The 12,567-nt window shown below is 70.6% G+C and carries 12 protein-coding genes; 2 read left to right on the forward strand and 10 right to left on the reverse strand.

Going from position 1 to position 12,567, the window contains the following annotated elements; all coding sequences use genetic code 11:
* Positions 1-41 precede the first annotated feature (41 nt).
* The 9 genes from D7X74_RS02325 to D7X74_RS02365 form a co-directional block, all read right to left on the reverse strand.
* Positions 42-929: an RNA polymerase factor sigma-32 gene (locus tag D7X74_RS02325; RefSeq protein WP_120531258.1), complete on the reverse strand. Its 888-nt coding sequence runs from the start codon at positions 927-929 to the stop codon at positions 42-44.
* A 327-nt stretch (positions 930-1,256) separates the two neighbouring features.
* Complete coding sequence (locus D7X74_RS02330; protein ID WP_120531259.1) at positions 1,257-2,144, reverse strand: CHAD domain-containing protein; 888 nt, start codon at positions 2,142-2,144, stop codon at positions 1,257-1,259.
* A 6-nt stretch (positions 2,145-2,150) separates the two neighbouring features.
* Positions 2,151-2,690 carry an inorganic diphosphatase gene (locus tag D7X74_RS02335; protein ID WP_120531260.1) on the reverse strand — a complete coding sequence of 180 codons (540 nt, stop codon included), beginning with the start codon at positions 2,688-2,690 and terminating at the stop codon, positions 2,151-2,153.
* A 98-nt stretch (positions 2,691-2,788) separates the two neighbouring features.
* Positions 2,789-3,289: a hypothetical protein gene (locus tag D7X74_RS02340; RefSeq protein ID WP_120531261.1), complete on the reverse strand. Its 501-nt coding sequence runs from the start codon at positions 3,287-3,289 to the stop codon at positions 2,789-2,791.
* A gap of 95 nt (positions 3,290-3,384) precedes the next feature.
* Positions 3,385-4,851 carry a YdiU family protein gene (locus tag D7X74_RS02345; protein ID WP_120531262.1) on the reverse strand — a complete coding sequence of 489 codons (1,467 nt, stop codon included), beginning with the start codon at positions 4,849-4,851 and terminating at the stop codon, positions 3,385-3,387.
* Positions 4,852-4,870: 19 nt separating this feature from the next.
* Complete coding sequence (locus D7X74_RS02350; RefSeq protein WP_120531263.1) at positions 4,871-5,494, reverse strand: glutathione S-transferase N-terminal domain-containing protein; 624 nt, start codon at positions 5,492-5,494, stop codon at positions 4,871-4,873.
* Complete coding sequence (locus D7X74_RS02355) at positions 5,491-6,360, reverse strand: SDR family oxidoreductase (RefSeq protein WP_120531264.1); 870 nt, start codon at positions 6,358-6,360, stop codon at positions 5,491-5,493. The genes D7X74_RS02350 and D7X74_RS02355 overlap by 4 nt, the downstream gene beginning before the upstream one ends.
* Before the next feature lie 96 nt (positions 6,361-6,456).
* Positions 6,457-7,023, reverse strand: a complete 567-nt coding sequence (dps, locus tag D7X74_RS02360; protein WP_120531265.1) for a DNA starvation/stationary phase protection protein Dps — start codon at positions 7,021-7,023, stop codon at positions 6,457-6,459.
* A 154-nt stretch (positions 7,024-7,177) separates the two neighbouring features.
* A complete protein-coding gene (locus tag D7X74_RS02365) occupies positions 7,178-8,548 on the reverse strand; it encodes an FAD-dependent oxidoreductase (RefSeq protein ID WP_120531266.1) in 1,371 nt (456 codons plus the stop codon).
* Between the two features lie 71 nt (positions 8,549-8,619).
* Between D7X74_RS02365 and D7X74_RS02370 the strand changes: the two genes are divergently transcribed.
* The gene (locus D7X74_RS02370; RefSeq protein ID WP_120531267.1) at positions 8,620-9,111 is read left to right on the forward strand and encodes a DUF4442 domain-containing protein; all 492 of its coding nucleotides are present in this window, start codon (positions 8,620-8,622) and stop codon (positions 9,109-9,111) included.
* On the opposite strand, the gene D7X74_RS02375 is transcribed toward D7X74_RS02370, so the two are convergent.
* Positions 9,108-10,250, reverse strand: a complete 1,143-nt coding sequence (locus D7X74_RS02375) for a triacylglycerol lipase (protein WP_120531268.1) — start codon at positions 10,248-10,250, stop codon at positions 9,108-9,110. The genes D7X74_RS02370 and D7X74_RS02375 overlap by 4 nt on opposite strands.
* 128 nt (positions 10,251-10,378) lie before the next feature.
* Between D7X74_RS02375 and D7X74_RS02380 the strand changes: the two genes are divergently transcribed.
* Positions 10,379-12,457, forward strand: a complete 2,079-nt coding sequence (locus D7X74_RS02380) for a S46 family peptidase (RefSeq protein ID WP_120531269.1) — start codon at positions 10,379-10,381, stop codon at positions 12,455-12,457.
* Positions 12,458-12,567 lie beyond the last annotated feature (110 nt).

The raw sequence follows: 12,567 nt of genomic DNA on the forward strand, positions 1-12,567 counted from the left end.
TCCGGGGCCGAATCGCTGTCGCAGGTGCTGCGCCTCGCGCGTTACGCGGCCAGTTCCGCCTGGTCCAGGCCGGCCTCGGCCATCAGGTTCGCCAGCTCCGCCTTCAGCTTGTCCTTGGCGCGGATCTCCAGCTGACGGGCGCGCTCGCGGGAGAAGCCGAAGTGCTCGCCCAGCTCGCTCAGGGTCATCTCCGAGTCGCTCATCACGCGCTGCTCGATGATGAAGCGCTCGCGCGGGTCCAGGCGCGTCAGGGCGCGCTGCACCAGCGTGCGGGTGAGGCCCGCCTGCTGCCGGTCCGCGACCTCATCCGCGTGGGAGGCGGCCTCGGACTCCACGAAGTCCAGGTGCGTGGCGTCCCCGTCCTCACCCACTGGCGCGTCCAGGGACAGGTCCCGGCCGCCCATGCGCTGCTCCATCTCACGCACTTCCGTGGGCTTCACGTTCAGCTTGCGGGCGATCTCCTCCGCGTTGACGATGTGGCCGTCGCCGGCGCCCAGCTTCTCCAGCTCGCGGCGGGTGCGGGCCAGGCTGAAGAACAGCCGGCGCTGCGCCTGCGTCGTGCCCAGCTTCACCAGGCTCCAGTTGCGCAGCACGTAGTTCTGGATGTACGCGCGGATCCACCACACCGCGTAGGAGATGAGGCGGATGCCCTTCTCCGGGTCGAACTTCTGCACGGCCTTCATCAGGCCGATGTTCGCCTCCTGGATGAGGTCCGACATCTTCAGGCCGTAGGAGCGGTACTCGTACGCCACCTTCACCACGAAGCGCAGGTTGCTCGTCACCAGGTGGTGGCCCGCGGACAGGTCGCCGGCGCGGAAGCTGCGGGAGAGCGCCTGCTCCTCCTGCGGGCTCAGCAGCGGGTACTGGTTGATCTCCGAGAGGTACGTGGAGAGCGAGTCAGCAGAAGAGAAGGAGTTGGAAGCCTGCATGGGGGTCTCTCGGGGAAGAGGGCGGGATGTGTTCCGCTCGTTTGCTGCGACGGGGAGACCTTTAGCAATGCAGGTGCCAATGCCGGCCGACGACCAACCTCAATGATTCTGGTGAGTTGCGCGAAGACGCCCCAATGCTTAGGGCGGAAACCGGCAGTTTTTACAGAGCCCTGATCCGAAGGTTCTTCCGGATGCCCCCTGGGGAGGGTTGCCTGCCCTCCGACCTGTGCGCAGGGGGGATCACATGCCTCAGGGATGTAGGGACGCCTCCGCTTCCCCACCAGGGGCCCGGCGGGGCGAGTGTCGGTGGATTGTCCACGCCTGAGGTCAGGTCAACGCCTTGCGCAGCCGTTTGGGAATGGCCTCCGCGTGCCAGCGCTGCACCTCGCGGGCGATTTCGGCGGAGCGCTCCGCGCGCTCCTCCCGGGCCCGGGGCAGCAGCTTGCGCGCGGCCTTGCGCTGTCCGGGCGGGGCCTCGGCGGCGGCGCGTTCGAACAGCTCCAGACGCACGTCCGCGTCGTGCAGTTCGCCCAGCCCGTCCTGCAGGGGCACCAGCACCTCCAGCAGCGCGCCCACGGTGCGGCGGAAGGCCGGCTGGTAGATTTCCAGCTCGTAGCGCAGCTTCTTCAAGTCCTTGCGCAGGGCATGCGCGGACATGGCGTCGGGCGCGTCCGCGTAGCGCTCCAGGCGCTTCTCCACGCGGCGCAGGCGCTGGCGCAGGTGGCCGCGCACGCGCTTGCCGGCGAAGCGGTGGTCATCCTCCAGCGAGTCCAGCTTCTTCAACAGGCGCGGCACGGTGCGCTCCGACCAGCGCTCCAGCTCCGCGCGCAGCGTCTTCTCCTTCGCCTTCAGGCCGGACAGATGCGACTCGCGCAGGCCGGCCAGCGCCTTCGCCGTGTCCTTCTTCCCCTTGGCGGCGGAGCCCAGCCACGCGTCCTGGACGTGCAGGTCGCGCACTTCGCCCAGGGCGTCCTGGAGACGCTTCACGTCCGCCTCCAGGCGGGTGAGCCTGCCGGTGGCGTGGAACACCTGGAGCGCGGCGCGCAGGCGGCGGGTGGCCACGCGCATGTCGTGCACGCCATCCTCGTCCAGCTCACCGTCCAACTGGGCTTCGGGGTGGCGTGCGTCGGCCAGACGTCCGGCGAGGATGCGGCGGGCGGCGTCGCCCAGCGCGGTGTCGGGGCCCAGGCCCCGGATGGGAGTGGGAGGGGGCATGGTGGCTCAGCCCTCCTTCTGGGCGTATTGGACGACCATGCGCTCGGCGGCCTCGGGACCTTCCCAGCCGAGGACGTGCGCGTCCTTGTCCGCGAAATGCACCACCGCGAGGAAGAAGTGCTCCAGCTCCTCCAGCTCGCGCCGGGACAGGTCCTGGTAGGAATTCATCCCCTCCGCGCGGGGCGCGTTCACGGGGACGACGAGCACGCGGTCGTTGCGCTCGCGCGCGCCCGTCTGGCTGTCCTTCTTCTTCTGGTCCACCAGGAGCACGCCCAGCGGCCGGCACGGCAGCACGACGCCGGGCCACGTGGGCACGTCCCAGTACACCAGCGCGTCCAGCGGGTCGCCGTCCGGGCCCTGCGTGCTGGGGATGAAGCCCCAGTCGAACGGATAGCGGAACCCGCGCGTCAGCGGCCGCGACAGGGTGAAGGCCTGGAGTTTCGTGTCGTATTTGAGCTTCACCGTCGAACCGCGAGGCGACTCGACGACGACGTTCAACGCATCCTGGAAGCCGCGCAAGGGCAGGCGGGTGAAGTCAGTGGCCATGAACCTTCAAGGCTGGTGTCGCCCCGACGTATGCGGCAAGTGCCCGTGCGAGACGGAATCCACTCGCCAACCTTGGTGCCCGCCCCGCGTGCGGGCCCCTAACCGACAGGTCGCCCCAGGGGCCGCAGGAGTTCGCTCCGGGCCATCAACCGGCGCGTCGCGCGCGCGGCCACGAGTCCGCCCAGCGTGTACCAGGCCACGGTGAGCAGCGACGTGGAGGGCCTTGCCTGGGACGGCGCCCTGCCCAGGCCCAGCTTCGGCGGCAGCACCACCGCGCCCAGGCCGGCGAGCAGCCCCAGCACCGCGCCGCGCAGGTACGGCCGCTTGGGACGCCCCAGGGCGACGAGCGAGAAGAAGAGCCCGTTGGACACCAGGTCCGCCGCCAGCGTCTGGCGATGCAACTGACGGTCCCTCGCGGGCTCGCCGCCGAAGAAGCGGATGCCCTTCTTGAGCGAGCGCATGCCCAACACATCCATGCGCGGAGGGTGCTTCAGGACGCGGCGGGCACCCTCGTGCACCAGCGTCAGCGCGGTGGCGCCGGCGAGCCCTGGACCGAGGGCGCGGAACACGAGGCGGGGCGGGGCAGGAGGTTCGATCATGCCCTCCAAGCTAGGCACCCCGTTCCCGGGCTTCCCGCCCGGAGGTGCCCGCCTGCCTGCTGGGCTTCCCCACGGGCCTCCAACGACAGAGCGCGTCAGGAGCTGCAGCTCACCACGAGGTGCCGGCCCCACGTCGGCGGAGAGGCCGCGGAGGCCTCCGAACCGGGGTGTTCGTCGAAGGGCGCGGACACCAGCGCCAGCACCCGGTCCACCTCCGCGAAGTCCCCTTCCTGGGCCCGGGCGATGGCCTGCTGCGCCACCCAGTTGCGCAGGACGTACTTCGGATTGACGCGGTCCATGCGCGCGTGGCGCACGCTGTCCACGCTGCCCTCGGAGGCAAGCCTCGCCCGGTAGCGCGCGGCCCATGCGTCGAAGTCCTCCGGCGGCAGGAAGGAATCGCGAAGCGCGTCGTTGCGCGCGTCGGGCCTTGAATCGAACCGGTTCAGCGCGCGGAAGAAGCGCGTGTAGTCCACGTGCGAGGCGGCCATCAGGCCGAACAGGTCCTCCACCAGCGCGCGGTCCTCGTCGCGGGTCCCGGACAGGCCCAGCTTCTCGCGCATGCGCGCGAGGAAGTGCGCGGCGAACGCGGGCTGGAAGGCGCCCAGGGCGGCGCGGGCCTCGTCCTCGGTGATGAGCGTCAGGAGTGCTTCACCCAGACAGGCCAGGTTCCACAGCGCGACGCGCGGCTGCTGGTCAAACGCATAGCGGCCCTGGTGGTCGGAGTGGTTGCAGACGAAGCCGGGGTCGAAGTCGTCCAGGAAGCCGTAGGGCCCGTAGTCCAGCGTGAGCCCCAGGATGGACATGTTGTCGGTGTTCATCACGCCGTGCTCGAAGCCCACCGCCTGCCATCCGGCGATGAGCCTCGCGGTGCGCTCCACCACCTCCTCGAAGAAGCGCGCGTGGCGCCGCTCCTGCGCCGCGAGGTGCGGGAAGTGGCCGGTGATGACGTGCTCCGCGAGCGTGGCCACGTGCGCGTGCTGCTCGGTGTGGTGGAAGAACTCGAAGGTGCCGAAGCGCACGTGCGAGGGCGCCATGCGCACCAGCATCGCCCCGGTCTCCACCTCTTCGCGGTACACCGGCGTGCGGCTGCCCAGCATGCACAGCGCCCGGGTGGTGGGGATGCCCAGGGCGTGCAGGGCCTCCCCGGCCAGGTACTCGCGCACGGTGGAGCGCAGCACCGCCCTGCCGTCACCGCCGCGCGAGAAGGGCGTGGGCCCGCCGCCCTTCAGGTGCAGGTCCCACTTCGCGCCGTCCGGCGCCCGCACCTCGCCCAGGAGCAGCGCGCGGCCGTCTCCCAGGCGGGGCACGTACACGCCGAACTGGTGCCCCGCGTACACCATGGCCAGGGGCTCCATGCCGGGCAGCGGCCGGGCCCCGCCGAACACCCGGGCGAACTCCGGGTGCGTCGCCGCGTCCGCGTCCAATCCCAGCAGGCGCAGCGCGGCCGGGTTCACGCTCACCACGTGCGCGTCCGGGAAGGGCGCGGGGGCCACCCGGGCGGCGAACCCGGGAGGCAGGCGGGCGTAGGTGTTGTCGAAGACGAGCTGTTCGAGCGGAGCCATGCCTTGGGGCCAACCCCTGTCAGGGGACCTGCATGCCCCGCTGCACGGCGGGACGGCTGCCCACGCGGTGCAGCCACTGGAGGATGTTGGGCGTGTCCTGGAAGAGCTCGGCGAACTTGGGGTTTCCGTGCACGGCCTTCACCCACGGGTACGTGGCGATGTCCGCGATGGAGTAGTGGGCCGCCAGGTAGTCGCGCGAGGCCAGGTGTTTGTCCAGGACGCCCAGGATGCGCTTGGACTCCGTGCGGAAGCGGTCGATGGCGTAGGGCACCTTCGTGTTGGCGTAGACCTCGAAGTGGTTGAGCTGGCCCAGCATGGGTCCCACGCCGCCCATCTGGAACATCAGCCACTGCGTCACTTCCGCCTTGCCGCGCGGATCCGTGGGCATCAGCGTGCCCGTCTTCTCCGCCAGGTACAGCAGGATGGCGCCCGACTCGAAGAGGGCCAGGGGCGTGCCGCCCGGCGCCGCGTGGTCCACGATGGCCGGAATCTTGTTGTTGGGATTGATGGCCAGGAACTCGGGCTTGAACTGGTCGCCCTTGGAGATGTCCACCACGTGGGTCTTGTAGGGGATGCCCAGCTCTTCCAACGCGATGGAGATCTTGCGGCCGTTGGGGGTCTTGAACGTGTACAGGTCGATCATGCCTTCACTCCCGTGAGCTGTTCGCTCACCTGCCAGAGCCGCTCCGCGAGCGCCTCGTCCCGCGCGGCGGACGACGGCTTCGCCTTGCGGCATTTGTTGAAGTACTCCCCGCTGACGCCCGCGACCTCGGGGGAGGCCGCCAGGTACACCGACGTCCTCGCGCCCTTCTCGGGGGAGATCATGAAGGGCGCGCCCAGCTTCACGAGGTGGCGGAAGATGCCCTGGCTGTTGTGCCCGAAGCCCGTGCGCACCGCTCCCGGGTGCAGCGCGTTCGCCGTCACCTGCGTGCCCGCGAGGCGCTTCGCTAGACCCTTGGTGAACAGGATGTTGCTGAGCTTGGCGTTGCCGTAGACCTGGATGGGGCGGTAGGGCTGGTTCGCCGTCTGCGGGTCGTCCAGGAAGTCGGTGTTCGCGAAGGCGTGCCCGAACGACGACACGTTGATGATGCGAGCGGGGCCGCTGGCCACCAGCAGGTCGCGCAGCAGGTGCGTGAGGAGGAAGTGCGACAGGTGGTTCGTCGCGAACGTGGCCTCGTAACCATCCACCGTCACCTGCCGACGGTCGATGATGAGGCCCGCGTTGTTGATGAGGATGTCCAGGCGTTGATGGCGTTCCCTGAAGGCCTGGGCCAGGGCGCGCACGGACGCAAGCGACGACAGGTCCGCGAGCAGCGACTCCACGCGCGCCTGGGGCGCGGCTTCACGCACGGCGGCGACGGTCGCCGCCGTGCGGGCCTCGTCCCTGCCGGAGAGGACCAGCGTGGCCCCCAGTCGCGCCAGGGCCTTCGCCGTCTCCTGGCCGATGCCGCCGGTGGCCCCCGTGATGAGGCACACCTTGCCGTCCAACCGGTCGTGCTGAGTCGCCATGCGCCGCGCCCTCCTGGAATCCAGAGGACGCGTTCTATACGGCCTGGGACTTCCCCGCGCAGGGGATCCGCGCGGGAGTCATCCCGGACACGGCGCTCAGGTGGTGGCCTGGCTGATGTCCTCGGCGGTGCGGCCCCGGCGGTTGCCGCCGCCCCGGGGCGGGATGGTGGTGCCCACGCGGGCGTCGCCGTTGAGGTGGCTCTCCAGGAACCAGAGGTCCTCCTCGGTCTCGCCCAGGGTCTGGGTGAGGATGTCCGCGGTGACCGGGTCGTTCACCTCATCCGACTTGGTGATGCCGTCGCGGAGGCTGGAGGCGTAGCGGCCCACGCGCTCCACCAGCGCGCGGATGTGGGCCTCGCCGTCCACGGCCTGGAGGTCGTATTCGGGCAGCTGGCTGTTGTTGCTGGCCAGGCGGATGGTGCCCTGGGCGTAGCCGCCCAGCGCGCCCGCGCGTTCGGCGTAGGAGTCCGCGTGCTTGCGCGCGTGCTTGGCCACTTCGTCGAAGAGCAGATGGCGGCTGTAGAAGTGCGTGCCCCGGATGTTCCAGTGCGCCTGCTTGACCTGCCAATGCAGGTCGACGGCGTTGGCGAGCAGCGTGTTGAGCATGTCGATGAGCTCTTCGCGCGCGTTCTGGGGAAGGTTCACGTGGCTGGTGGAGTACATGGTCCGCATCCCTCGTAAGGTGGTTGTGCGCGGCAGGGCGTCGCGGCGCTTCCGGTAGGGTGGGGATGGCCATGGCCTCGTGCCACGGCACGGCATACGGCGCCTGGCTGTCCGGCCGGCCTGGAGGGCAGACGGCCGGACGATCCACGCCGGTTCAGGCCGTGTCGGGGGCGGTCAGGCGGGCGGCGATCTCCGTGGCGGCGCGCTCGCCGGACTCGACCGCGCCGTCGAGATAGCCACAGCCCTCGATGGCCGTCTCGGTGCCCGCCCAGTGCACCCGGCCGAAAGGGGCGCGCAGGGCGTCTCCAATGGCGGTGAGCGTGCCGGGGCGGGGCAGGCCCACGTAGCAGCCGGTGCTGAACGCCTCCGCCTTCCAGTCCAGCTCCGCCACGGCGACGGGCGTCAGGGCCTGGGGCCCGAAGAAGCGCGCGAAGCCCTCCAGCGCGGCCCGGTGGATGTCCGGGGCGGGACGGCCGGTCCACGCCCTGGCGGTGTCGCCCAGGAAGAAGCCCACCAGGGCGGGGTGGTGCCCGTCGGGGCCGCAGTCGTCGAAGCACAGCCGCACCGGGCCCACGTCGCTGACGGCCTCGCCGGACAGGCCCGCTTCACGCCAGAAGGGGCGGGCATAGGTGGCCACGACCTTGATGACGCTGCCCATGGGCAGCTCCGCGTGCACGCGGCGGCGGCCGGCGGGCAGGTCCGCGCCGAAGTCGATGCGCTCCGCGAGCGCGGGCGGCGTGGCCACCACGGCGTAGCGCGCGCGGACGGTGCGGCCCTCGGTCGTGGTGGCGCTGACGCCGCGCGCGTCCTGGAGGAGGGCGCGCACGGGGGCGGAGAGGACGACGCGGTCCGGGGGCAGGGCTTCGGCCAGCCGGCGTGAGAGGGATTGCGCGCCGTCCACGAAGCGCTCGGCCTGGGCGCCGCCTTCGATTTCGGTGAGCGGCATGAGGCCGCCGTTGGAGTGCACATAGGACAGGAAGTGCAGGAACGACAGCTCCGACGGCTCGGCGGCGAACACCGCGCGGGTGGCGATGTCCAGCGCGGCGCGCGCGCCCCAGGTGGGCACGTGGCGCTGCTTCCACTCCTCCACGGTGAGGGCGTCCCATTCGACGGCGCGGGCGGCGGCCGCGGGCTGTTCCCGGGGGACCTTCTTCGCCAGGCCATCCAGCTTCCACACCGTGCGCTGCAGATCCAACAGCGACAGGAGGGGCAGTGACGGCACCTTGCCCGTGTACGTGCGCCGCTCGCCGCGCACCTCCAGCACCTTGGTGCCCTGGTGGTGCTGGGCGAAGCGCTTGAGGCCCAGGCCATCCGCGAGCCGCAGGACATGGCGCTGGCGGGGGCCCACCCACTGGCCGCCCAGGTCCACGCCGCCGCCGCCCACCTCGCGGGTGAGGGTGCGTCCGCCCACGCGGTCGCGCGCTTCGAGCACGGCCACGGTGGCGCCCGTGCGGGCGATGTCCCGGGCCGCGGTGAGCCCCGCGACACCCGCCCCGATGACGACCACGTCCACGCTGGTGTCCATAGGGCCGGGCACTCTATGACGGAAGCACCACGTGGCCAGGATGTGCGTGGCGTCGAAGGGTGGAGGTCCGGATGTTCGCGTTGGAGATGGTGGAGAAGGTGCGGCAGGTGTCGCCGGGCGCGGCGAACGCGCTGACGACGTTGGCGGTGAAGAACATCGTCCCGCTGGCGGCGGCCATGGGCTACCGCGTGGAGGAGGTGACGGACGCGCGCGTGAAGGCGACCGTGCCGCTCAACCGCAAGACGAAGAACCACGTGGGCAGCGTGTACCTGGGCGCCCAGGTGACGGTGATGGAGTTGACGATGGGCGTGATGCTCTTCCGCCGCTTCCCGCCGAGCCAATACAAGATGCTCGTCAACCGCATGGAGGTGTCCTTCCACGCCAAGGCGAAGAGCGCGGTGAGCGCGGTGTGTGAACCCTCCGAGGAGCTGCTCGCGGGCCTCGCGGCCTCGCTTCAATCCACGGGCGACAAGGCGGAGGCGTGGATCCCCGTGCAGCTCACCGGCACCGACGGACAGCGCGTCGCGGAGGCGCGCTTCCTGGCGGTGTTCAAGCGCGGCTAGCGCGGGGGCTCTTCCTCCATCAGGAAGTCGCCGATGGTCTTCCACATGGCCTCGAACTGGGGCCTGCGGAAGCCCGAACCGGAGATGAGCCAGTCCACGTGCGGGGGCTGGTGCGCCGGCTGGTCGAAGTGGCCAATGGCATCCAGGTGGTCCGCGCGCACCGCCGTCAGCACGCGCCCGTACACCTGCGAGCGCGTGGGCACGATGCCGTCGCACGCGGTGGGGCCGGGCATCGCGCCGTAGGCCTGCACCAGCGCCGCCGTCTGCGCGGGCGTGTGCAGGGGCAGTTGCGTGAGCGGCATGCGCTGCGTCTGGCCATACACGAACGCGTAGATGGTGTGCGTGAGCTGCGCGTACGGATCCATGCCCGCGGCCAGGCGCGTGCGCAGGGACGGGGGCCGGGCCTGCGTCACCACGGAGCCGTAGCGCACGCCGGGCCGGTCGTGGGTGCCGCCGTTGAACAGGTCGATGCCTTCGGGCGTGAGCTGCGGAATCAACGACGTGTCGCGCCCCACGTCCCACAGGAACTTCGTCACCGCGTCGCGCCGCTCGCTGGAGAAGTCACCCAGGAGCTGGTCGAAGAGCTGATCCAACAGCGTCGCCTTCCACCCCAGTTGATCATCCGCGCGCGCCATCAGGTGCCCGAAGCGGAACACCACGCTCAGGGGCAGCCGGCCGAACCGCAGCACGTACATGGTGAACAGCGACAGGAGCTTCAGGAGCTGCTGGCCGAAGAGCCCCAGGAAGAACGTGGCCAGGGGCGTGCCCGCGTGGGGCGCGGAGAGGGTCACCACCGTGCGCACCCGGCGCGCGAAGGGCTCCAGCTCCAGGGACTCGGACACCTGCGCGCCCGGGCTGACGAACAGGCGGGCGTCCAGTCCGCCGGTCGAGTGGCCCACCAGGTGGATGGGGCCGTCGTCGCCGGAGGCCGTCTCGTGCACGGCCTTGAGCAGATCCGCGGTGCGCTGACGGATGGAGGCGGTGGGGTGCGAGACGATGGTCACCACCTCCGCGTCCACCCCCCGGCGCGCCAGGTCCTTCTTCAGGAACTCGTACGCATGGCCGAAGTAGAGGAGCTCGCCCAGGTTGGTGAACCCGAAAAACCCGGGGACGAGGTAGACGTGGTGCTTCGCGGACATTGGGCCCGAGCATACCCCGCCGCCCCCCACGCCGGCTTGGAATACACGGTCGCCTGCCGGGTTGACGCGCGCCCGTCCGCATTGACAGAACCGGACGCCCTTTTCTCACCCATCAAGGAAGCCTGCCCATGCACCGCGGACTGCTCGCGCTCGGCCTGCTGTTGTCCCTCCCCGCATCCGCGGAGGAGGGCATGTGGACCTACGATGCCTTTCCCTCCGCCCAGGTGAAGAAGACCTACGGCTTCGAACCCACGCAGGCCTGGCTGGACAAGGTGCGCCTGGGCTCGGTGCGGCTGGCGGGCGGCTGTTCCGCGAGCTTCGTGTCGCCGGACGGCCTGGTGATGACGAACCACCACTGCGTGCGCAGCTGCATCGAGGACCTGACGACCGCGAAGGACGACCTGCTGGCGAAGGGCTTCCAGGCGAAGTCCGCGAAGGAGGAGCGGCGCTGTCCCAAGGTGGAGGCCAACCAGCTGGTGGAGATGACGGACGTCACCGAACGGATGAACACGGCGACGAAGGGGCTCACCGGCGCGGCCTTCAACACCGCGCTCAAGAAGGAGACCGCAGCGGTGGAGGGCGCGTGCGCCACCGGCACCGACGTGCGGTGCGACGTGGTGACGCTCTACAACGGTGGCAAGTACCAGCTCTACAAGTACCGCCGCTTCCAGGACGTGCGGCTCGTCTTCGCGCCCGAGTTCTCCATGGCCGCCTTCGGCGGGGACGCGGACAACTTCAACTTCCCGCGCTTCGGCTACGACGTGTCCTTCGTGCGCGTGTGGCAGGGCGACGCGCCCGCGAAGAGCCCGGACTACCTGCCGTGGGCGAAGGAGGGCGTGAAGGAGGGCGACCTCGTCTTCGTCTCCGGCCACCCCGGCGGCACCGAGCGCAAGAGCACCGTGGCGGAGCTGGAGTTCCAGCGGGACGTGGCGCTGCCCCAGACGCTGCTGACGCTGGCGGAGCTGCGCGGGATGCTGCGCGAGTTCACCAGCGGCTCGGCGGATCGCTACCGGATGGCGCGCTCGCGCCTGCGTGGCGTGGAGAACGGGCTCAAGGCCCTGCGCGGCCGGCAGGAGGCGCTGGCGGACCCCGCGCTGCTCGCGCGCAAGCGTCAGGAGGAGGCGGAGCTGAAGAAGCGCATCGACGCGAACCCCCAGGCGAAGGCGCTCACCCAGGGCATGTGGGAGGAGACGGCGAAGGCGCTGGATGCGTGGCGCCGGATGATGAACGACCACCGCATGAAGGGGGCGGGGGACGCCTTCCGCTCGGAGCTGTTCGCCCACGCGCAGGCGCTGGTGCGCGCGGCGGAGGAGCTGCCCAAGGCCAACGCGGAGCGCCTGCGCGAGTACACCGACGGCCAGCTTCCCGGCCTGCGTCAGCAGCTGCTGCGCGACGCGCCCATCCCGCCGGAGCTGGAGACGCTGCAGATGACGTTCGGCTTCAACAAGCTGCGCGAGACGCTGGGCGCGGATGACGCGTTCGTGCGCGAGGTGCTGGGCAAGGAAGCCCCGGCGGACCTGGCGCGCTCGCTGGTGCGCGGCACGAAGCTGGGGGACGTGAACGTGCGCAAGGCGCTGCTGGAGGGCGGCAAGGCAGCGGTGGACGCCTCCAAGGATCCGATGATTGTCCTGGCGCGCAAGGTGGACGCGCAGACGCGCGCGTCGCGCAAGCAGTACGAGGACACGGTGGAGGCGGTGCTCAAGCGCAACGGTGAGCGGCTCGCGAAGGCGTACCTGGCGGTGAACGGCACGTCGGGCGCGCCGGATGCCACGTTCACGCTGCGGCTCAACTACGGACAGGTGAAGGGCTGGGACGACAACGGCACGGCGGTGCCCGCGCTGACCACGTTCGGCGGCGCGTACGCGCGCGACACCGGCAAGGAGCCCTTCAAGCTGCCGGACCCGTGGATGAAGGCGAAGGGGAAGGTGCCTGCGGAGACGCCGCTCGACATGGCGACGACCAACGACATCATCGGCGGCAACTCCGGCTCGCCGGTGGTCAACCGCGACGGGCAGGTGGTGGGCCTCATCTTCGACGGCAACCTGCCGTCGCTGGGCGGCCGCTACGCCTACGTGCCCGAGTCCAACCGCGCGGTCGCGGTGCACGGCGACGGCATCCTCGCCGCGCTGGAGCACGTGTACGGCGCCACGCGCGTGGTCAACGAGCTGAAGGGGGCACAGACGGCGCCCGCTGCTCCGGCACGCTGAAGCGGAGGCGCTCGGAGGGGTAGGAGGGGGACGGCAGCGGGTCCTCCTCCTCCACGAGCGACTGCCGTGCGGGTCGAAATGTGTTGATGATGGGCGCATGTCGTCGCCCC

Source organism: Corallococcus sp. CA047B (assembly GCF_003612065.1).
GTDB classification, from domain to species: domain Bacteria; phylum Myxococcota; class Myxococcia; order Myxococcales; family Myxococcaceae; genus Corallococcus; species Corallococcus praedator.

Coding starts and splice junctions, on each gene's coding strand:
- D7X74_RS02325 (WP_120531258.1), bottom strand. CDS start 929: ATGCAGGCTTCCAACTCCTTCTCTTCTGCTGACTCGCTCTCCACGTAC.
- D7X74_RS02330 (WP_120531259.1), bottom strand. CDS start 2,144: ATGCCCCCTCCCACTCCCATCCGGGGCCTGGGCCCCGACACCGCGCTG.
- D7X74_RS02335 (WP_120531260.1), bottom strand. CDS start 2,690: ATGGCCACTGACTTCACCCGCCTGCCCTTGCGCGGCTTCCAGGATGCG.
- D7X74_RS02340 (WP_120531261.1), bottom strand. CDS start 3,289: ATGATCGAACCTCCTGCCCCGCCCCGCCTCGTGTTCCGCGCCCTCGGT.
- D7X74_RS02345 (WP_120531262.1), bottom strand. CDS start 4,851: ATGGCTCCGCTCGAACAGCTCGTCTTCGACAACACCTACGCCCGCCTG.
- D7X74_RS02350 (WP_120531263.1), bottom strand. CDS start 5,494: ATGATCGACCTGTACACGTTCAAGACCCCCAACGGCCGCAAGATCTCC.
- D7X74_RS02355 (WP_120531264.1), bottom strand. CDS start 6,360: ATGGCGACTCAGCACGACCGGTTGGACGGCAAGGTGTGCCTCATCACG.
- dps (WP_120531265.1), bottom strand. CDS start 7,023: ATGTACTCCACCAGCCACGTGAACCTTCCCCAGAACGCGCGCGAAGAG.
- D7X74_RS02365 (WP_120531266.1), bottom strand. CDS start 8,548: ATGGACACCAGCGTGGACGTGGTCGTCATCGGGGCGGGTGTCGCGGGG.
- D7X74_RS02370 (WP_120531267.1), top strand. CDS start 8,620: ATGTTCGCGTTGGAGATGGTGGAGAAGGTGCGGCAGGTGTCGCCGGGC.
- D7X74_RS02375 (WP_120531268.1), bottom strand. CDS start 10,250: ATGTCCGCGAAGCACCACGTCTACCTCGTCCCCGGGTTTTTCGGGTTC.
- D7X74_RS02380 (WP_120531269.1), top strand. CDS start 10,379: ATGCACCGCGGACTGCTCGCGCTCGGCCTGCTGTTGTCCCTCCCCGCA.